The 20,287-nt window shown below is 63.2% G+C and carries 17 protein-coding genes; 10 read left to right on the top strand and 7 right to left on the bottom strand.

What is annotated here, in order from left to right; translation table 11 throughout:
• Positions 1–41: 41 nt before the first annotated feature.
• The 5 genes from ACP15R_RS00510 (at position 42) to ACP15R_RS00530 (ending at position 6,004) form a co-directional block, all read left to right on the top strand.
• Positions 42–1,181 carry an acyl-CoA dehydrogenase family protein gene (locus ACP15R_RS00510; protein ID WP_424984405.1) on the top strand — a complete coding sequence of 380 codons (1,140 nt, stop codon included), beginning with the start codon at positions 42–44 and terminating at the stop codon, positions 1,179–1,181.
• A gap of 280 nt (positions 1,182–1,461) precedes the next feature.
• Positions 1,462–2,100, top strand: a complete 639-nt coding sequence (locus tag ACP15R_RS00515; RefSeq protein ID WP_424984406.1) for a glutathione S-transferase family protein — start codon at positions 1,462–1,464, stop codon at positions 2,098–2,100.
• 10 nt (positions 2,101–2,110) lie between these two features.
• Positions 2,111–3,322 carry an acetyl-CoA C-acetyltransferase gene (locus ACP15R_RS00520; protein WP_424984407.1) on the top strand — a complete coding sequence of 404 codons (1,212 nt, stop codon included), beginning with the start codon at positions 2,111–2,113 and terminating at the stop codon, positions 3,320–3,322.
• On the top strand, positions 3,322–3,810 hold the full coding sequence (locus tag ACP15R_RS00525) for a cupin domain-containing protein (protein WP_424984408.1): 489 nt from the start codon (positions 3,322–3,324) through the stop codon (positions 3,808–3,810). The genes ACP15R_RS00520 and ACP15R_RS00525 overlap by 1 nt, the downstream gene beginning before the upstream one ends.
• Positions 3,803–6,004, top strand: a complete 2,202-nt coding sequence (locus ACP15R_RS00530) for a 3-hydroxyacyl-CoA dehydrogenase NAD-binding domain-containing protein (RefSeq protein ID WP_424984409.1) — start codon at positions 3,803–3,805, stop codon at positions 6,002–6,004. Before ACP15R_RS00525 ends, ACP15R_RS00530 begins: the two co-directional genes overlap by 8 nt.
• A gap of 145 nt (positions 6,005–6,149) precedes the next feature.
• Here ACP15R_RS00530 and ACP15R_RS00535 read toward each other — a convergent pair whose 3' ends face one another.
• Entirely contained in the window at positions 6,150–6,797 is a 648-nt protein-coding gene (locus tag ACP15R_RS00535; protein WP_424984410.1) for a sulfotransferase family 2 domain-containing protein, read from the bottom strand.
• Between the two features lie 178 nt (positions 6,798–6,975).
• Here ACP15R_RS00535 and ACP15R_RS00540 point away from each other — a divergent pair, with 178 nt between their 5' ends.
• The 3 genes from ACP15R_RS00540 to ACP15R_RS00550 all read left to right on the top strand — a co-directional run bounded on the left by ACP15R_RS00540 (position 6,976) and on the right by ACP15R_RS00550 (position 10,420).
• Positions 6,976–7,560, top strand: coding sequence for a VPLPA-CTERM sorting domain-containing protein (locus ACP15R_RS00540; RefSeq protein WP_424984411.1), 585 nt, complete (start codon positions 6,976–6,978; stop codon positions 7,558–7,560).
• Between the two features lie 139 nt (positions 7,561–7,699).
• Positions 7,700–9,325 carry an AMP-binding protein gene (locus tag ACP15R_RS00545; protein ID WP_424984412.1) on the top strand — a complete coding sequence of 542 codons (1,626 nt, stop codon included), beginning with the start codon at positions 7,700–7,702 and terminating at the stop codon, positions 9,323–9,325.
• Between the two features lie 81 nt (positions 9,326–9,406).
• The gene (locus ACP15R_RS00550) at positions 9,407–10,420 is read left to right on the top strand and encodes a hypothetical protein (RefSeq protein ID WP_424984413.1); all 1,014 of its coding nucleotides are present in this window, start codon (positions 9,407–9,409) and stop codon (positions 10,418–10,420) included.
• Positions 10,421–10,452: 32 nt separating this feature from the next.
• Here ACP15R_RS00550 and ACP15R_RS00555 read toward each other — a convergent pair whose 3' ends face one another.
• The 6 genes from ACP15R_RS00555 to ACP15R_RS00580 form a co-directional block, all read right to left on the bottom strand.
• Positions 10,453–10,926 carry a hypothetical protein gene (locus ACP15R_RS00555; RefSeq protein ID WP_424984414.1) on the bottom strand — a complete coding sequence of 158 codons (474 nt, stop codon included), beginning with the start codon at positions 10,924–10,926 and terminating at the stop codon, positions 10,453–10,455.
• Positions 10,927–10,989: 63 nt separating this feature from the next.
• A complete protein-coding gene (upp, locus tag ACP15R_RS00560; protein ID WP_424984415.1) occupies positions 10,990–11,622 on the bottom strand; it encodes a uracil phosphoribosyltransferase in 633 nt (210 codons plus the stop codon).
• Positions 11,623–11,699: 77 nt separating this feature from the next.
• On the bottom strand, positions 11,700–12,911 hold the full coding sequence (locus ACP15R_RS00565; RefSeq protein WP_424984416.1) for a phosphopentomutase: 1,212 nt from the start codon (positions 12,909–12,911) through the stop codon (positions 11,700–11,702).
• On the bottom strand, positions 12,911–14,215 hold the full coding sequence (locus tag ACP15R_RS00570; protein WP_424984417.1) for a thymidine phosphorylase: 1,305 nt from the start codon (positions 14,213–14,215) through the stop codon (positions 12,911–12,913). The genes ACP15R_RS00565 and ACP15R_RS00570 overlap by 1 nt, the downstream gene beginning before the upstream one ends.
• 3 nt (positions 14,216–14,218) lie before the next feature.
• A complete protein-coding gene (locus ACP15R_RS00575; RefSeq protein WP_424984418.1) occupies positions 14,219–14,611 on the bottom strand; it encodes a cytidine deaminase in 393 nt (130 codons plus the stop codon).
• Entirely contained in the window at positions 14,608–15,699 is a 1,092-nt protein-coding gene (locus ACP15R_RS00580) for a cupin domain-containing protein (RefSeq protein ID WP_424984419.1), read from the bottom strand. The genes ACP15R_RS00575 and ACP15R_RS00580 overlap by 4 nt, the downstream gene beginning before the upstream one ends.
• A gap of 150 nt (positions 15,700–15,849) precedes the next feature.
• Between ACP15R_RS00580 and ACP15R_RS00585 the strand changes: the two genes are divergently transcribed.
• Together ACP15R_RS00585 and prpE are read left to right on the top strand one after the other, a co-directional pair.
• Entirely contained in the window at positions 15,850–18,123 is a 2,274-nt protein-coding gene (locus ACP15R_RS00585; protein WP_424984420.1) for an NADP-dependent malic enzyme, read from the top strand.
• Positions 18,124–18,387: 264 nt separating this feature from the next.
• A complete protein-coding gene (gene prpE / locus ACP15R_RS00590) occupies positions 18,388–20,277 on the top strand; it encodes a propionate-CoA ligase PrpE (protein WP_424984421.1) in 1,890 nt (629 codons plus the stop codon).
• The last annotated feature ends 10 nt before the right edge of the window (positions 20,278–20,287 follow it).

The raw sequence follows: 20,287 nt of genomic DNA on the forward strand, positions 1-20,287 counted from the left end.
ATCCCGTCGCCGCGCGCCTCCCGACACGAACCGAGGGCCCCATGACGCAGCATTGGAAAACCCACGAACACGCGATGCTGGCCGAAATGGCCCGATCGTTCTTTGTCGAGAACTGGGTGCCACGGATCGAGACTTGGCGCAAACAGGGCGAAATGGACAAGAGCACCTGGCGCGAAGCGGGTGAGCTTGGCCTGCTCTGCGCCTCCATCCCCGAGGAATACGGCGGCGCGGGTGGCGATTTCGGACATGAGGCCGCGATCATCATCGAGGCCGCGCGCGCCAATCTTGCCAGCTGGGGCAACGGCATCCACTCGGGCATCGTGGCGCATTACATCCTTGCCTTCGGATCGGAAGCTCAGAAAAGCGCCTGGCTGCCCAGGATGGCGCGCGGCGAAATGATCGGCGCGCTTGCCATGACCGAGCCCGCCGCCGGTTCCGACGTGCAATCGATCAGGACCAGGGCCCTGCGCGACGGCAACGCCTATCGTCTGAGCGGTCAAAAGACATTCATCACCAACGGGCAACATGCCGACCTGATCCTCGTGGCCGCCAAGACCGATCCCACACTCGGAGCCAAGGGCATCTCTTTGGTTGCGGTCGAAACCGAAGGGACCACCGGTTTCACCCGCGGGCGCAATCTCGAAAAAATCGGCAAACACGCCTCGGACACATCAGAACTGTTCTTTGACAATGTTGAAATCCCGCCCGAAAACATCCTTGGAGGCGAAGAAGGTCGCGGTTTCTACCAGATGATGGAACAACTGCCGCAAGAGCGGTTGATCATCGCCGCCGAGTCCGTCGGCTCCATGCAAGGTGCCATCGAACGCACCATCGCCTATTGCAAGGAACGCGAGGCTTTCGGCGGCAACCTGTTGCAATTTCAGAATACGCGCTTTCAACTCGCGGAATGCAAAACCCGGCTTGCGGTGACCGAAGCGTTCCTGGACGGCTGCATCACGGACTTGATCAACGGCGACTTGAGCGTGGAGAAGGCCGCAATGGCAAAATACTGGGCGACCGAGACCCAGGGACAGGTGCTTGACGCTTGCCTGCAATTGCATGGGGGCTATGGCTATATGCAGGACTACGCGATTGCCGAAATGTGGACCGATGCGCGCGTACAGCGGATCTATGGCGGCACCAACGAAATCATGAAGGAACTGATTGCGAGGTCGTTTTGAAGCAGGCACCGATGTCTTGCGTGGCGCGCTCGGGACGCCTCCGGCGGGAGTATTTGCACAAAGATGAAACTCAGGATGCGCTCCCGCCACGGGGCGACTGCCATCAGGACGGGAGCGACTTCACCTTTGACGGTCATCGGCTCTCCAGCCTGTACCGTGGATACGATCATGGCGCGTCATGCTTAACAGTTGGTTACGCGCGCCGCTTTGCATCTTCATCTTTGTCCAAATACTCAAAATCCAACATGAACCACAGGCACCCGGGGAGGGGTTTGTTCACATGACTTTGAAATTGCACTGCTTTGGCGAGAGCGGGAATTCCTACAAGGCGGCTTTGGCCCTTGAGCTGAGCGGCCTTGACTGGGAGCCGGTCTATGTCGACTTTTTCGGCGGCGCGACGCGCACTCCGAATTACCGGCGACAGGTCAATGCATTGGGTGAGGCACCTGTTCTCGAGGACGGGGATATCTGCCTTAGCCAATCCGGCGCGATCCAGCAATATATTACCGACAAGACCGGCAAGTTCGGCGGTGCGGACGCGGCAGCGCGCTATGATGTGCTCCGTTGGGTGTTGTGGGACAATCACAAGCTGTCGTCCATGGCAGGCATGACACGGTTTCTGATGAATTTTCTTCCCGAGGACAAGCGCCCCAATGAGGTCATCGCCTTTAACCAGGGGCGTCTGCGGGCGGCCTACGAGCTGTTGAACGCGCATCTTGAGGGCCGCGAATGGATCGTGGGCGACGGCATCACCAATGCCGACCTGTCCTGCTGTGGTTATCTCTATTATCCCGAACCGTTCGGTTTTGACCGGGCGGCCTGGCCCCATATCGACGCGTGGCTCACGCGCCTGTCCGAAACACCGGGGTGGAAACACCCCTATGACCTGATGCCCGGCAACCCGTCGGATCGCGCCTAAGGAGAGACCAATGAGAGAAGCCTATATCTATGACGCCCTGCGCACCCCGCGCGGCAAGGGCCGCAAGGACGGCGCGCTGCACGAAGTCACCAGCCTGCGGCTGTCGGCGCTCACGCTGAACGCGGTGAAAGAGCGCAACAATCTCGATGGTCACGCCGTCGAGGACGTGATCTGGGGCAACGTGACCCAGGTGATGGAACAGGGCGGATGCCTTGCGCGCTCTGCCGTGCTGGCCTCTGATCTGGACCAGTCGATTCCCGGACTTGCGATCAACCGGTTCTGTGCTTCGGGCATGGAGGCCGTGAACCTTGCCGCCAACCAGGTCAGGGGCGGCGCGGGCGATGCCTATATCGCCGGTGGAGTCGAGATGATGGGCCGCGTGGCCATGGGCAGCGATGGCGCGGCGATTGCCGTTGACCCCACGCTCGCCATGGACAGCTATTTCGTGCCGCAAGGCATTTCCGCCGACATCATCGCCACGGAATACGGGTTCAGCCGCGATCAGGCCGATGCGCTGGCGGTTGAATCCCAGCGTCGCGCCAAGGCCGCGTGGGATGACAACCGGTTCGAAAAATCCGTCATCACCGTGCGGGACCAGAACGGCCTCCCGATCCTTGATCACGACGAATACATGCGTCCGCAGACCGACATGCAGAGCCTTGGCGCGCTGAACCCGTCGTTCCAGATGATGGGCGAGCAGATGCCCGGGTTCGACAAGATCGCGCTGCTGAAATATCCGCATCTTGAGCGGATCAATCACATCCACCATGCGGGCAACAGCTCGGGCATCGTGGATGGGGCGGCGGCCGTTCTGATCGGCAACAAGGAATTCGGCGAGAAATACGGCCTGAAACCGCGTGCCCGCATCAAGGCCACCGCCAAGATCGGCACCGACCCTACCATCATGCTGACCGGCCCGGTTCCGGTGACCGAAAAGATCCTCGCCGACAATGGCATGGCGATCGGCGATATCGACCTCTTTGAAGTGAACGAGGCCTTTGCCTCCGTGGTCCTGCGCTTTCAGCAGGCGTTTGACGTTGATCCCGAACTGGTCAATGTCAATGGCGGTTCGATCGCGATGGGGCATCCGCTGGGTGCGACCGGGGCGATCATCATCGGCACCCTGCTGGACGAGCTTGAGCGCAGCGACAAGGAAACCGGGCTTGCCACGCTGTGCATCGCCTCGGGCATGGGCGCGGCGACAATCATCGAGCGTGTCTGATGCCCAAGCTGGACCTGGCCCAAATCAGTCGCAGCAGCGGCACCGGCTATCCCGGCAAGCTGGCGCGCGTGGTTGATGGGCGATCATGGCTGGCTTTGGGGGATGCCGGAGGCCTGACCCAATATGGCGTCAACCTGGTCTATCTCGAACCGGGCGCGGCCTCGTCCCTGCGGCACTACCAGATGCAGCAGGACGAGTTCGCGATGGTCACCGAGGGCGAGCTGGTGCTGATCGAGGATGACGGGGAAACCCTGATGCAGCCTGGTGATTGCGCGGCCTGGCCCGCGGGCGTGGAAAACGGACACCATTTGGTGAACCGCACCCAATCGCGCGCCGCGTTCCTCGTGATCGGCACCCGAACCCCGACCGAAACGGTCTTTTACAGCGACATAGATATGATGGTCATCGCGGACGACGCCGGAGACCATTTCACGAAACAGGATGGCAGCCCGCTGACGGCTGACCAGATCGGAGACGAACATGGCTGATTTCACAATGAGCAAGGACGCCGACGGCGTCGCAACCATCACCTGGGATGTGCCCGGAAAATCAATGAACGTGATGTCCATCACCGGGCTGGCGGAACTGTCCGATTGCATCGATGACGCGCTGGCGGACGCGGCGGTCAAGGGCATCGTGATCACCAGCGGCAAGACCGGTTCGTTTGCCGGGGGCATGGACCTGAACCTGTTGGCCAAGATGAAGGAAGACGCGGGCGACGATCCGGCGCGCGGCCTGTTCGAGGGCACGATGCAAATGCACGCCCTGCTGCGCAAGATCGAGCGTGCCGGCATGGACCCAAAGACCAACAAGGGCGGCAAACCGGTTGCCGCCGCCCTGCCCGGTACTGCCGCGGGCATCGGGCTTGAGCTGCCGCTGGCCACCCATCGCATTTTTGTCGCCGACAACCCCAAGGCGCGGATCGGCCTGCCCGAGATCATGGTCGGCATCTTTCCCGGTGCCGGCGGCACCACCCGTCTCGTGCGCAAGCTGGGCGCGATGGGGGCCTCGCCCTTCCTGCTCGAAGGCAAGATGGTCGAGCCGAAAAAGGCCAAGGCGGCGGGGCTTGTCGACGAGGTGGTGGATGATCCGGTTGCGGCGGCCCGCGACTGGGTTCTGAACGCCAAGGGCAGCGACATCGTCAAACCCTGGGACGCCAAGGGTTACAAGATGCCCGGTGGCGCGCCCTATCATCCCGCCGGTTTCATGACCTTTGTCGGGGCCAATGCGATGGTGCATGGCAAGACGCAGGGCGCGTTCCCCGCGGCCAAGGCCCTGCTGAGCGCGGTCTATGAAGGGGCCATGGTCGATTTCGACACTGCGCTCAAGATCGAGGCGCGCTGGTTCACCTCGGTTCTGATGAACCCCAGCTCGGGCGCGATGATCCGCTCGCTCTTCCTGAACAAGGAAGCGCTGGAAAAGGGTGCTGTGCGGCCACAGGACGTGCCGGACCAGCGGGTGAAAAAGCTTGGCGTTCTGGGCGCGGGCATGATGGGCGCGGGCATCGCGCTGGTCAGTGCGCAGGCCGGCATGGAAGTTGTATTGATCGACCGGGATCAGGCGGCTGCCGACAAGGGCAAAGCCTATTCCGAAGCGTTCCTTGACAAGGGCATCGCCCGCAAGAAGGTCACGCCCGAAAAGAAAGAGGCGATGCTGAATCTCATCACCGCCACGCCGGATCTCGAGCAGCTCAAGGGCTGTGACCTGATCATCGAAGCCGTGTTCGAAGACCCCAAGGTCAAGGCCGAAATGACCCGGAAGGTCGAGGCAATCATCCCCGAGGATTGCATTTTTGCCTCCAACACCTCGACCCTGCCGATCACCGGGCTGGCCAAGGCGTCCAAGCGCCCCGAGCAGTTCATCGGCATCCACTTCTTTTCGCCCGTCGAGCGGATGCTGCTGGTCGAGATCATCAAGGGCAAGGAAACCGGCCCCCGCGCCGTGGCCAAGGCGCTGGATTACGTGCGCCAGATCCGCAAGACGCCCATCGTGGTCAACGATGCGCGGTTCTTCTACTGCAACCGCTGCATCATTCCTTATGGCAACGAAGCCACACGGATGATCACCGAAGGCGTCGCGCCGGTGCTGATCGACCACGCGGCACAGCAACTGGGCTTCCCGGTTGGTCCCGTGCAACTTGGCGATGAAACCAGCATCGACCTTGCCGCCAAGATCACCCGCGCCACCAAGGAAGCGATGGGCAACGCATACCCCGCCTCCGAAGCGGATGTCCTAGTCTTCTGGATGGAAGAACAGGGCCGTCTGGGCCGCAAGGCCAAGGCCGGCTATTTCGACTATGACGAAAAGGGCAAGCGCACCGGCTACTGGAAAGGCGTTCACGACAAATACCCGCTCGCCGAAGAGCAGCCCGACCTGATCGAGGTACAGGAACGTCTGATGTTCGTGCAGGTGCTCGAAGCCGTGCGCGCACTGGAAGAAGGCGTTGTCGAAGACATCCGCGAGGCCGATGTGGGCGCGATCCTGGCCTGGGGCTTTGCGCCCTGGTCCGGCGGCCCGCTGAGCTGGCTCGACATCATCGGTGCGCCCTATGCCGCCGAACGTTGTGACCAGCTGGCCGCGAAATATGGCGAGCGGTTCAAATGCCCCGACCTGCTGCGTGAAATGGCGGACAAGGGCCAGACCTTCTACGGCCGCTTTGCGCCGGAGACCGCGGCGGCCTGACGGCTCTGACATCACGCCGGCCTTGCCTGATGCGACCGGAAATCAACGGTTTCAACGCATTGGGCAAGGCCAGGCGCGCCCTGCTCAGCCATCGCGCGAACAGCGGCGCCCTGACCGCATGCCGCCGCGCGCCCCGGCGGGCAGATCAGCCAAACCCATAGCCAAAGCGGGCAATATCCTCGGCACAGCAATCGGCAATCGCCGCCGCGCTCGTGTCGGTGTAATACAGGCGATAGTCGCGCGCGCGATCCGAATGATTGGCACGCGGCAGGCTCAGCCCAAACCCAAGATGCGCCACCAGCGGCGCGGCGTCTTCCTCGAACTGTTCGAGCCGCAGATAGGCGTCGCACTGTTCGCGCCCATCGGAACGGCGCATGTATCGCCCGGCGGAATAGGCGCGAAACGAGTCCATGATCCGTGGATGGGCGACAAAGTCGGGAAACGTCAATTGCCGCGCCAGTTTGACGGCGGAATGGTCAAACCGCTGTGCCCGGAGCCAATGGTAATAGCTCACTGCGCGATCCCACGGGTTGCGCACCAGCGTGAAGGCAAACAGCTGATCCAGCTCGTCCGGGTCCACCAGCCCTTCGATATCGGCCAGTGTCGAGTGTTTCCACAACCGGCCCCGTGATGTCGCATCGCGCAGCCGCCGGCGGCGTTTGATCGCCTTGGGCGTATCGCCCAGCATGATGTCATCGCGCATCGCGCGCGACTCAAGCGCCAGCGCCAGCGCGGTTCCACCGGTCTTGGGGATGTGGATAAATACGTATCGGCGCCCCTTGGAAACAATCACATCCTCACCCGCGATTTGACGCCGCCGCAACAACAATGACAGCTTAATTTCTCAATAATTCGATTATTCGAAATCTAAATAAAGGATAAAAAAATTGGAACCATCCTACGAATGTGATATCACTAACTTGTGTACAATTTGATTACACGTAGAGAGTGTGAAAAAGGGAACCATGGTAATGAACAAATCAAAGTTTCTTACAACCTGCGCGGCTGGGGCTATTCTCGTAGCAACCGCCAGCATTGCAAGCGCGGCAACGATCAACCTGGGCGGCGCGGACGCCCGGCAATCCGAACTCAGCTATTCGGTGGACGGCATCGGCGTCACCGTGACCGCTGAGTACAATTTCAACGGCTGGCGCGACTCGTCCGTCACCCGCAACTCCAGCGGTCTGGGTGCCTATTCGCACCTGTTCGACAATCCCAGCCTGGACGGCATCATCGACGAGCGGATGACCTTCACGTTCGACCAGGACGTGAGCATGGAAGCGATCAACTTCGCCAATTTCGGCTGGTCTGATTCCTATGACATCTATGTCGATTCCGGTGCCGGCATGACGCTGCTGGATTCCAGCTCGTCCAACCCGTACTCGTTTTCGCCCTATCTGGTCGGCAGCTCGCTGACCATCGGCGTTGACGGTGCCCTGTCGAGCTTCCGCGTCAACTCGCTGGAAGTATCCGCCGTGCCTCTGCCGGCGTCCGGCCTGCTGCTGTTGGGCGGCCTGGGCGGCATCGCGGCTCTGCGCCGTCGTCGCAAGAGCTGATTGTCAGCCCCGAGATTTTTGTAAAGGCGGCGCGATGCGTCGCCTTTTCTTTTTGCCGTGACGCTGATCGCAATCCCGATTGAAAGGCCCGCGCCATCCTCCTAGGCTTTGCCGGAACAAGGCAAGCGAAGGACAAGACATGGGATGGATGAAGGATGAATCCGGGCTCGACAGGACCGCGGCCAACTATGTTCCGCTGACCCCGCTATCGGGGCTACGCCGGGCCGCGCATGTCTTTGCCAATGACATGGCGGTGATATACGGCGCGCACCGCAAGACCTATGCGGAATATCACGACCGTTGCACGCGCCTGGCATCGGCGCTTGCGCGGCTTGGGGTTGCGCCGGGTGACGTGGTGGCCACCGTGCTGCCCAACATTCCCGCCCATGCCGAGGCGCATTTCGGCGTACCTGCCTGTGGCGCGGTTCTGAACGCGATCAACACCCGGCTCGACACCGGCACCGTGGCCTATATCCTGGAGCATGGCGAGGCGCGGGCGGTTCTGGTCGATACCCAGTTCATCACGCTGGTCGAAGCGGCAATTGCCCGCAAGGACGGCCCCGCGCCCGTCGTGATCGAGGTGCCCGACCCCGACGCGGGATACCCGGCCACCGGGCGGCACGCGACCTATGAACAACTCTTGGCCGAGGCCGAGCACAATTTCGACTGGATCATGCCCGGCGACGAATGGGAGAGCATCGCGCTCAACTATACCAGCGGCACAACCGGGCGTCCCAAGGGGGTCGTCTATCATCATCGCGGTGCCTATCTGAATGCCATGGGCCAGGTGATCAGCTGGGGCATGGTGCTGCGTCCGCGCTATCTGACCATCGTGCCGCTGTTTCACTGCAATGGCTGGTGCCACACATGGATGATGCCGATGGTTGGCGGCACGATCATCTGCTGTCGCGACATCGCCGCCCCGGCGATTTTCGATGCCATCGCGGATGAGGGCGCGACCCATTTCGGCGGTGCGCCCATCGTGCTGAACATGCTGGTCAACGCGCCCGAGGCGGACCGCAGGCCCTTTGATCACAGGGTCGAGGTCTTTACCGCCGGCGCGCCCCCTGCCCCGGCAACCCTCGCCAAGATCGAGCCGATGGGCTTTCAGGTGACTCAGGTTTACGGGCTGACCGAGGTTTATGGCCCGGCGACCGAATGCACCTGGGGTCCGCATCTGGATCATCTGCAAGGCGAGGCGCGCGCCGCGATCAAGGCCCGCCAGGGGGTCGCCATGCCCTTTATGGAACATATCACCGTGGTGGATGAGCAGATGGCGCAAATCCCCATGGATGGCACCGCGCAGGGCGAAATCGTGATGCGCGGCAACGGCACCATGAAAGGGTATTACAAGAATCCCGAAGCCACCGCCGAGGCGTTCAAGGGCGGCTATTTCCATTCCGGCGACATCGCGGTGCAGCACCCGGATGGCTATATCCAGATCGCCGACCGGGCCAAGGACATCATCATTTCCGGCGGCGAGAATATCAGCTCGGTGGAAATCGAAGGCGTGTTGATGGGGCACCCCGATGTCCTGCTGGCGGCGGTGGTGGCCCGGCCGGATGACAAATGGGGCGAGGTTCCCTGCGCCTTTGTCGAACTCAAGGACGGGTCCACCCCGACCGAGGCGGAATTGATTGCCTATTGCCGTGAAACGCTGGCCGGATTCAAAACGCCCAAAAAGGTGGTGTTTCAGGAATTGCCAAAGACATCGACCGGCAAGATCCAGAAATTCGAATTGCGCAAACGCGCCGCCATGCTTTGACGCAGCGGCGTAAATCCGTTTGCCGCCTTGGCGGGGCGTGGTAAGAGTGGCGGAAAACAGAGGCTTCGCAGACCCCGCAGCATGACGGCGCTCAAGAAATACGACAGGCTCGAAGCCTCGGGGCTCTGGCGCGCGTCGCCCGATGAACAGCGCCGGGACGCGATCGTCAAGATCGGCGAGGCAACCCTGACCATCACCGACATGCGCGAACGACCCCTGGCCCATTGGTCGCTGGCCGCGGTGCAGCGCCGGAACCCCGGCGAATTTCCCGCGATTTTCTCGCCCGATGGCGACCCTGGCGAAACGCTCGAGATTGCCGAGGACGAAACCGCGATGCTGGACGCCATCGCCAAGCTGCGGCGTGCCATCGATCGCAGCCGCTCTCATCCCGGCCGCCTGCGCTTTGCCGGATCGATGACCTTTGCGGTGATCGTGCTGGCGGTGCTGCTGATGTGGTTGCCCGGCGTGTTGCGCACCCATGCGCTGAACGTGGTGCCCAAGATTCAGCGCGAGGCCATCGGCAAGGCGCTGCTGGGGCGGATCGAACGGGTTGCCGGCGTCGCCTGCGGCAGCGCCGAGACCACGCCGGTGCTGGCACGGCTGGCCAGGCGGACCGGGGCGCGGCGGCTTGTCATCCTGCCCGCCGGGGTGATCGACAGCCGCAACCTCCCCGGCGGCGTCATCCTGCTGAACAAGTCGCTGATCGAGGATTACGAAGACCCGGCGGTCGCGGCGGGCTATATCCTGTCCGAAACCGTGCAGGCCAGCGAGAATGACCCGCTGGAACAATTGCTCAGCTATGCCGGGCCGGTGGCGAGTTTCCGGCTGTTGACCACCGGAAAGGTGACGCAAGCCACGCTTGACAGCTATGCGGAATGGGTGCTGATTTCGCCGCGCCCGCCGCTTGCCCCCGATGCGCTGCTTGCGGCCTTTGCGGCGGCACAGCTGCCCTCTTCTCCTTATGCCTATGCGCGCGACGTCACCGGTGAATCCGTGCTCGATCTGATCGAGGCCGATCCGATGGCCGGGCGCGATGCCGATCCGATCCTGCCGGATCGCGAATGGGTTCAGTTACAGAATATCTGTGGCGGGTGACGCACCCCGCCATCTGCCCGGTCGCGGCCGGGTTACCGCGCGGTTTCCCAGGTACGGGTCTTTTGCGCCTTGCGCGGAGTCGGGCCGCCATAGAGCCGCTGGGGCGGGGCCACGGGCGCGAGCACGCGCGGCACCGTCTGGTTCCAGACCCGGTCACTCAGCGCGTCGCCGCGCGGGGTGCCCTGCCCCCGGTTCGGATTGAGCCGGTTGTCGCTCCACGCCGATTTATAGCCGCGCGGCACAACCGCATAGGCCCCGGTTCCGGTGGGTTTCAGCGTGGTAATCCCCCGCTGCGGATTCAGCCGCCCGTCATCCCAGACCGCTTTATATCCGCGCGGCACGATCACATCGCGGGCCTGCTGGCGTTCCTCGTAGACATGATAGGGCAGAACCCGCGTGTTCTGGGGCAGCGCTGCCACCACGTTCCCCTCGGCGGACACGGGGGCCGCAACACCTCCCAAGCCGATGCTCAGAACCAGGCCTGTCAGAAAGTGATGCGCGTTCATATGTGCCCTCGGGAATGATGTGTCGAAACTCTGCCGCAGAACCGCAGGCGTGTCAAAGCGCGATCACTTTGTCCCGAACATGCGGTCGCCCGCGTCACCAAGACCCGGCACGATATATCCCTGGCTGTTCAGCTTGCGATCGATCGAGGCGGTGACAATCGGCACATCCGGGTGCGCTTCCTGCATCCGGGCGATGCCTTCGGGCGCGGCCAGCAGACAGAGGAAACGGATATTGGTGGCCCCCGCCTGTTTGAGCAGATCAACCGCCGCCGCCGAGGAATTGCCGGTCGCCAGCATCGGGTCGACCGCGATCACCAGCCGATCCTCCAGCCCGTCGGGCACCTTGAAATAATACTGTACCGGTTCCAGAGTCTTTTCATCGCGATAAAGGCCGACAAACCCCACCCGTGCCAGCGGGATCAGTTCCAGAACCCCGTCCAACATGCCATTGCCCGCCCGCAGGATCGACACCAGCGCCAGCTTCTTGCCCGCCAGAACCGGCGCGTCCATCTCTTCCAGCGGCGTCTCGATGGGTTTCCTGGTCATCGGCATTTCGCGGGTGACTTCATAGGCCAGAAGCTGCGTGATCTCGCGCAGGAGCTGACGGAACACGGCGGTGGGCGTATCCTTTTCCCGCATCAGGCTCAGCTTGTGCTGAACCAGCGGATGATCAACGACGGTAACGGCTTCTGACATGCGACTCTCCCGGATATTCTGCGTCATCTTGTGGGGCAGCGGTGGCAGGTCTGCAACCCATGGACATGACCGCCGCGTCAGAAAAAGCTCGCCCCCGGCCCCTGCGGCGGCACCCCGAGGTGATCCGCGACGCTTGCCGCCACGTCGACAAAACCCACATGACCCAACGAGCGCGCACCCCGCCCGCTGATCAGCACCGGCACCCGTTCGCGGGTGTGGTCGGTTCCGGTCCAGCTGGGATCATTGCCATGATCCGCCGTCAGCACCATCACGTCATCCGGTCGCAGCCGGGGCAGGATCCGGCCCAGCCCCGCATCGAACCATTCCAGCGCCGCCGCATAGCCGGAAATGTCGCGCCGATGGCCAAAGCGGCTGTCGAATTCGACGAAATTGGCAAAGGTCAGGCTGCCCTCCTCGGCCTCGTCCACGAGATCCGACAGGTGGCCCATCAGCTCGGCATCATCCCCCTTGCGCAGATCATCAATGCCTTGCATCGAAAAGATATCACCGATCTTGCCGACCCCGTAGACCCGCCGCCCCGCATCCTGGACCCAGTTGGTCAGCACCGGGGCCGGCGGCGCAATGGCAAAATCGCGCCGGTTCGAGGTGCGGATGAAGCCGGTATCGGCCTGCCCGGTAAAGGGACGCGCGATCACCCGCCCCACCTTCATCTCGTGCAGGCGCGGGGCGATCGCGGCACAGAGATCGAGCAGCCGCGATAGCCCGAAATGGTCTTCATGCGCGGCGATCTGAAAAACCGAATCCGCCGAGGTATAGCAGATCGGCCAACCGCTCTCGAGGTGATCGCCCCCCAGTTCGGCTATGATCCGGGTGCCCGATGCGTGGCAATTGCCAAGCGTGCCATCCGTGCCTGCCGCCTGCGCCACCGCCCGCATCAGCCTGTCGGGAAAGGCGGGGGTGCTGTCGGGGAAATAGTGCCAGTCCCAGGGTACCGGCACCCCGGCCAGTTCCCAGTGGCCGGACGGTGTATCCTTGCCGCGCGACATCTCGGTGGCGGCACCCCAGGCGCCGCGCGGGTCGCCCCCGAGGCCCGGTGCCGAGAGCCCCGAGGCCAGCCGCACCGCCGCCCCCAACCCGAGCCCGTCGAGATGCGGCAGATTCAACGCGCCGCTGCGCCCGCGCTCGGCCTGGCCGGCCATGCAGGCCTGCGCGATATGGGCCACCGTGTTGGCTCCGGTATCGGGCACGGTGCCGTTATAGTAACGCCCCGCATCCGGCGCACCGCCAATACCGACGGAATCCATGACCACCAGAAACGCACGTGCCATCAGTCGATCCTTTCGTGGATGAGATCCGGCACCGCCGCGGGGCGTGCGCCGATCGCGATTGCCGCGCGCACCGTTGCCTCGGCGCGCTGCGCGGCGTCTTCGCGGGCGGCATGGATCACCGCAAGCGGCTGGCCGCGGGCCACCTTGTCGCCAAGCCGCACCAGCCCGGACAGGCCCACCGCCGGATCCACCACGTCGCTTTCGACCTGGCGGCCACCGCCAAGGGCAACCACGGCCAGCCCCAGGGCCTCGCCATCGATCCCGGTGACATGGCCATCCTCGCGCGCCGCAACCTCGCGGATCACGTTGGCTTCCGGCAGGAAGCGCTGCCAATCCTCGACAAAGGCCAGCGGCCCGCCCTGCGCCGCGATCATCCGTCCGAACCGTTCGGCGGCGCGGCCATCGCGGATCGCCGCGACAATCCGGTCCGCGCCATCCTGTACATCGTCAGCCAACCCCGCCCCCACGAGCAGCACGCCCCCCAGAGCCGCGCTTAGACGCACCAGCGGGCCATCGAGCCGGCCGGTCAGGGCCGTCATGATCTCGGCCACTTCCAGCGCGTTGCCAAGCGCCGGGGCCAGCGGCTGGTTCATGTCGCTGACCACCGCGCTGGTCCGGCATCCGGCGGCATTGGCGGCCCCCACCAGCGCCCGGGCGAGGGCAGCGGCCTGTTCGCGGGTCTTCATGAAGGCACCGCTGCCCACCTTGACATCCAGCACCAGCGCATCCGGGCTGACCGCGAGTTTCTTTGACAGGATCGACGCGGTGATCAGGTCAAGGCTTTCGACCGTGGCCGTCACGTCGCGTATCGCATAGAGCCGCTTGTCCGCCGGGGCGATCTCGGCGGTGGCCCCGACGATGGCACAGCCGACATGTGACATGATCTCGCCCAGGCGTCCCTCGGAAATGCCGGTGCTCACGCCGGGGATCGCCTCGAGCTTGTCCAGCGTGCCACCCGTATGCCCAAGCCCCCGCCCCGAGATCATCGGCACACAGCCACCGCAGGCCGCCAGTGCCGGGGCCAGCAGCAGCGACACGCAATCGCCGACACCGCCGGTCGAATGCTTGTCGATCACCGGACCGTCCAGATCCCAGGTCAAGACATCGCCGCTGTCGCGCATGGCCATGGTCAGGGCCCCGCGCCCGGTCTCGCCCAGATCGCCCATGCAGACCGCCATGGCAAAGGCCCCGGCCTGTGCATCGCTCACGGTTCCATCGGCCAATCCTTGCGCAAACCAGCGCAGTTCCGCCGCGTCGGGCACCTGTTTGCGGCGCAGTTTGGCGATGATGGCGCGGGCATCCATGCCCTAGCGGCCCGCCATGTGATCGGCGCTGAAGGCACCGGGCAGCAAGTCAGCGAGCGTCATCACTTGTTCGCGCCCTTCGGTGGTGCCCATCGTGACGACCACGCTGCCGGCACCGAATTCCGCGAGTTTCTGACGGCATCCGCCGCAGGGTGTGACCGGCATCGGGCTGTCGGCGATGACATAGGCCTCGAGCAATTCGGTTTCCCCCGCCGCGACCATCGCCGCGATGGCACCGGCCTCGGCGCAGGTGCCTTCGGGATAGGCAACATTCTCGACATTGCAGCCAACATAGACGGTGCCCGACGCCGCCCGCAGCGCCGCCCCCACCTTGAACCCGGAATACGGGGCATGGGCATTCTCGCGTACCCGCGTTGCGGCATCTTTCAGGCTCATTCGCTGTCCAGCTCCGTGTTGAAGGCACCGGGCAAGGCGACCTCGAGCAGTTCGATGTCGTCGCTGGGATCGGCCAGCCGCGTTTTCATGCCCGGCGGTATGACAAAGGCATCCCCCGCAACCAGATCATACGCATCCCGCCCCTGCCCCTGCAAGGTCACGCGCCCCTCCATGACAAAGGTGAACAGGATATCGGTGTCGTGACTCGCCCAGACCGGCACGCCCGCGCCGCGCCGCACCACCTGCACCCCGGCCACGTTGCCGGTATTCGCGGCGATGGTCGTGTCGCGGCAATCATAGCCGGGCAAGCGGAAGGGCAGCCACTCGGCCCCCTCGGCCCGGTTGAACACGAACCGCTGCCCCTGCCATTCGCGATCGGGTCGCAGATGCGGGGTCGGCAGGGTCATATCGTGATCGATCTCGGTCACATGCTCGGCCGGAACGCCGATCTCGATCACTTCGACATTGTCGCTGGCCTCAAGCACGCGATGGCGGATCTCGGGTGGCTGGATGAAACAATCCCCCGCCGTCAGGCGCATCGGCGGCCCCTGATCCTCGTACACCACGTCGACCCAGCCGCGATAGCAGAAGATCAGCTGAAACCCGACCTTGTGGTAATGCACCATGTCCGGCACCGGGCCGCCATCGGGAATGCGGATATGGCTGGCGATGATCGAGCCGCCCAGCCGGTCGGGGATCAGGTCGCGATACTGCATCCCCGCGCGGCCGATGATCCAGGGAGCCTGGTCCGCCAGCCGGCGCACCACGAAGGAATGCAAGGTGGTCGGCAGGACCAGCGGCGGGTTGCGCTCGACAATCTCGATCCGCGTGCCGTTTGGCGCGGTCAGTTCGCGCGCGCCATCGGCAAAGCCGCCGGGATCGTCGGTCAGGATGCGCAGCGTTCCCGGCGGTTCGGTTGCCCCGTTTTCAAGCCGCAGCCTGATGCCATGCCCCGAGAACACCGCCACCTGCGGATCGTCCGCCGGATAGATCATGTCCAGCCGCATCCCCAGTGTCCGGGTATAGAACGGTAGATCGCGGCGCAGTTCGCGGGTGGGCAGGCGGATCTCGGCTTGGATGTCTGGCATGGTACCTCGTGTCGGGTTTTGGCGAAACTCTGGCGACCGGGCAAGGATTCTGCAAGCATGGCCCCAGCGGCGCGGCGCACGATATTCCCGGTTGCCCCCGCGTCACAGGTTAGTTTAATGCTAAACCATCTTTCTTGGAGGATTCCGGACATGTCCGAAAATCAAACCCTGCGCCAGGCGGCATTGTTCTATCACGAGAACCCGAAACCCGGAAAACTGGAGATCCGGGCCACCAAGCCGATGGCCAACGGACGTGACCTGGCGCGCGCCTATTCGCCCGGCGTGGCCGAAGCCTGTCTCGAGATCAAGGACGATCCGGCCAATGCCTCGCGTTATACGACCAAGGCCAATCTCGTGGGGGTCGTTTCAAACGGCACGGCGGTTCTGGGGCTGGGCAATATCGGCGCGCAGGCCAGCAAGCCGGTGATGGAAGGCAAGGCCGTCCTGTTCAAGAAATTCGCCAATATCGACTGTTTTGATATCGAGGTCGACGAATCCGACCCGGAAAAACTGGCCGAGATCGTCTGTTCGCTGGCGCCTACGTTCGGCGCGATCAATCTCGAGGATATCAAGGCCCCCGATTGCTTCATCGTCGAAAGGATCTGCCGCGAGCGGATGAACATCCCGGTGTTCCACGACGACCAGCACGGCACCGCCATCGTTGTCGGGGCGGCCGCCAAGAACGCGGTGCACGTGGCAAACAAGAAGTTCGAGGATATCCGCGTGGTCAGCACCGGCGGCGGCGCGGCGGGGATTGCCTGTCTGAACATGCTGGTCAAGATGGGGGTCAAGCGCGAGAATATCTGGCTCTGCGACATTCACGGGCTGGTCTATGAAGGCCGTACCGAGGACATGAACCCGCAAAAGGCCTGTTTCGCACAGGCGTCGGACAAGCGCAGCCTGGACGAGGTGATCGAGGGCGCCGACCTGTTCCTCGGGCTGAGCGGGCCCAATGTGCTGAAGCCCGAGATGGTGGCGCGCATGGCCAAGCGTCCGATCATCTTTGCGCTTGCCAACCCGAACCCGGAAATCATGCCCGAAGACGCCCGCGCGGTGGCCCCGGACGCGATCATCGCCACCGGGCGCAGCGATTTTCCCAACCAGGTCAACAACGTCCTGTGTTTTCCGTTCATCTTTCGCGGCGCGCTGGACGTGGGCGCGACCGAGATCAACGACGCGATGCAGCTGGCCTGTATCGACGGCATCGCCGAACTGGCCCGCGCCACCACCAGCGCCGAGGCCGCCGCCGCCTATAGCGGCGAACAGATGACATTCGGGGCCGATTACCTGATCCCGAAACCCTTTGATCCCCGGCTGGTGGCGGTGGTGTCAGCGGCGGTGGCGCAGGCCGCGATGGAGACCGGCGTGGCCGCCCGCCCGATCGGGGACATGACCGCCTATCGCCAGCGTCTGAATCAGAGCGTGTTCAAATCCGCCCTGCTGATGCGCCCGGTGTTCCAGGCCGCCCGCGAAGCCAGTCGCCGGATCGTGTTCAGCGAGGGCGAGGACGAGCGCGTGCTGCGCGCGGCGCAGGCGATCCTCGAGGAAACCACCGAAACGCCGATCCTCATTGGTCGCCCCGAAGTGATGGAGCAGCGCTGTGAACGGTTCGGGCTCGAGATCCGTCCCGAACGGGATTTCCAACTGGTCAACCCCGAGAACGACCCGCGTTACTACGATTATTGGAACAGCTATCACACGCTGATGCAGCGCAAGGGCGTGACGCCCGACATCGCCAAGGCGATCATGCGCACCAACACCACCGCCATCGGCGCCATCATGGTGCAACGCGACGAGGCCGACAGCCTGATCTGTGGCACGTTCGGCGAATATCGCTGGCACCTGAACTATGTCTCGCAGATCCTCGGCTCGCGCGAGCTGTCGCCCTGTGGGGCCCTGTCGATGATGATCCTCGAAGACGGCCCGCTGTTCATCGCCGACACCCATGTGCACCAGTTGCCCGATGCCGGTGAACTCGCAGAAATCGCCATCGCCGCCGCGCGACACGTGAGGCGTTTTGGCATCGAACCGCAGATCGCCTTCTGTTCCCAGTCGCAATTCGGCAACCAGGCCGAAGGATCGGGCAAACGGCTGCGCGCCGCCATCGACATTCTCGACAGCGAAGCGCGGGATTTCGTCTATGAAGGCGAAATGAACATCGACACCGCGCTCGACGCGGAGCTGCGCGATCGGATCTTTCCCAGTTCACGGATGAAGTCGAATGCGAATGTTCTGGTCTTTGCCCATGTGGACGCGGCCAGCGGCGTGCGCAATATCCTCAAGATGAAATCCGGCGGGCTCGAGGTTGGTCCGATCCTGATGGGCATGGGCAACAAGGCGCATATCGTGTCGCCGTCGATCACCGCGCGCGGGCTGCTCAACATGTCCGCCGTCGCCGGTACACCGGTCGCGCAATACGGCTAGGCCAGAGCCCGCGGTGCCGCGCCAACCGGTCGGCGCGGCCCGCCAAAGATTCCGCTGATTTGCATTATTAGATTTGCACATTTGCAATTGCTTTATAAATGCAACCAATATCGGTATAAATTCCGTTGATTTGCAAATATTCGACGCCGGCCCGGCGGAATATTGCAAAATTTTTGCGTCCTTCTGCCACTGGTAACGGTAACGATCTTGCCTGACCGTGCGTCGCGCTCATACACATTCGGGAACGCAGGAGGAGAAGATTCCATGAGTTATTCAGAGGTCTATTCTGGCTGGAAGAACGATCCGGAGGGCTTCTGGATGGAAGCCGCCAAGGGCATCGATTGGGACAAGGCGCCCAGCAAGGCGCTGCATGATCAGAACGCCCCGATCTACAGCTGGTTTGACGACGGGTTGGTCAATACCTGCTACAACGCGGTGGATCGCCATGTCGAAGCCGGGCGCGGTGCGCAGACCGCGATCATCTATGACAGTCCGATCACCCAGACCAAGCACAAGATCTCTTATACCGAACTGCGCAGCCGCGTTGCCTCGCTCGCAGGGGCACTGCGGGCGAAAGGCGTCGAAAAGGGCGACCGTGTCATCATCTACATGCCGATGGTGCCCGAGGCGCTGGAAGCGATGCTGGCCTGTGCCCGGCTGGGCGCGGTGCATTCGGTGGTGTTTGGCGGGTTTGCCTCAAACGAGCTGGCGGTGCGCATCGACGATTGTAAACCCAAGGCGATCATCGCCGCCTCCTGCGGGATCGAGCCGGGCCGCGTGGTGCATTACAAGCCGCTTTTGGACGGTGCCATCGACCTGGCCGGACACAAGCCGGATTTCTGCGTGATTTTCCAGCGCGAGCAAGAGGTTGCCCACCTTGAAGACGGCCGCGACGTTGACTGGCACGGGTTCCAGTACGGGGTCGAGCCGGCGGAATGCGTTCCGGTCGAGGGCAGCCACCCCGCCTATATCCTGTATACCTCGGGTACAACCGGTGCGCCCAAGGGGGTAATCCGCGCCACCGGCGGGCATTTGGTTGCGCTGAACTGGTCGATGAAGGCGATCTACAATGTCGAACCGGGCGACGTGTTCTGGGCGGCGTCGGATGTGGGCTGGGTCGTTGGCCATTCCTATATCTGTTACGGTCCGCTGATCCACGGCAACACCACCATCGTCTTTGAAGGCAAGCCGGTGGGCACGCCGGATGCGGGCACTTTCTGGCGGGTCATCGCGGAACACGGGGTCAAATCGTTCTTTACCGCCCCCACCGCGATCCGCGCCGTGAAACGCGAAGACCCCAAGGGCGAGATGGCCGCGCAATACGACCTTTCCTGTCTCAAGGCGCTGTATCTCGCCGGTGAACGCGCCGACCCCGATACCATCGAATGGGCGCAAAACCTGCTGAAAGTCCCGGTGATCGATCACTGGTGGCAGACCGAAACCGGCTTTGCCATCGCCGCCAATCCGCTGGGCATCGAACAACTGCCCGTCAAGATCGGCAGCCCCTCGGTCCCGATGCCGGGCTATGATGTACAGATCCTCGACGAGGCCGGCCACCCGATGAAACCCGGTGAACTCGGGGCAATCGCGGTCAAACTGCCCCTGCCCCCAGGCACCCTGCCCAACCTGTGGAATGCCGAAGACCGGTTCGTGAAATCCTATCTCACGACCTTCCCCGGCTATTATGAAACCGGCGATGCGGGGATGATCGACCAGGACGGGTATCTGTATATCATGGCGCGCACCGATGACGTGATCAATGTCGCCGGTCACCGGCTGTCGACCGGCGCGATGGAAGAGGTTCTCGCGGGTCATCCTGACGTGGCGGAATGCGCTGTGATCGGGGTCACGGACCAGCTCAAGGGGCAGATGCCGGTCGGATTCCTGTGCCTGAACGCAGGTGTGAATCGCCCGCATGAAGAGGTGGTCGCCGAAGTGATCAAGCGGGTGCGGGACAAGATCGGCCCGGTCGCCGCCTTCAAGCTGGCGGTGGTGGTGGATCGTCTGCCCAAAACCCGCTCGGGCAAGATCCTGCGCGGCACCATGGTCAAGATCGCGGATGGCGAAGCCTACAAGCTGCCCGCAACCATCGACGACCCCGCGATCCTGGACGAGATCAGGGACGCGTTGCAAACCATCGGCTATGCCGGCTGACGCCCATGGC

The sequence above is a fragment of the Microbulbifer sp. S227A genome (assembly GCF_049800935.1).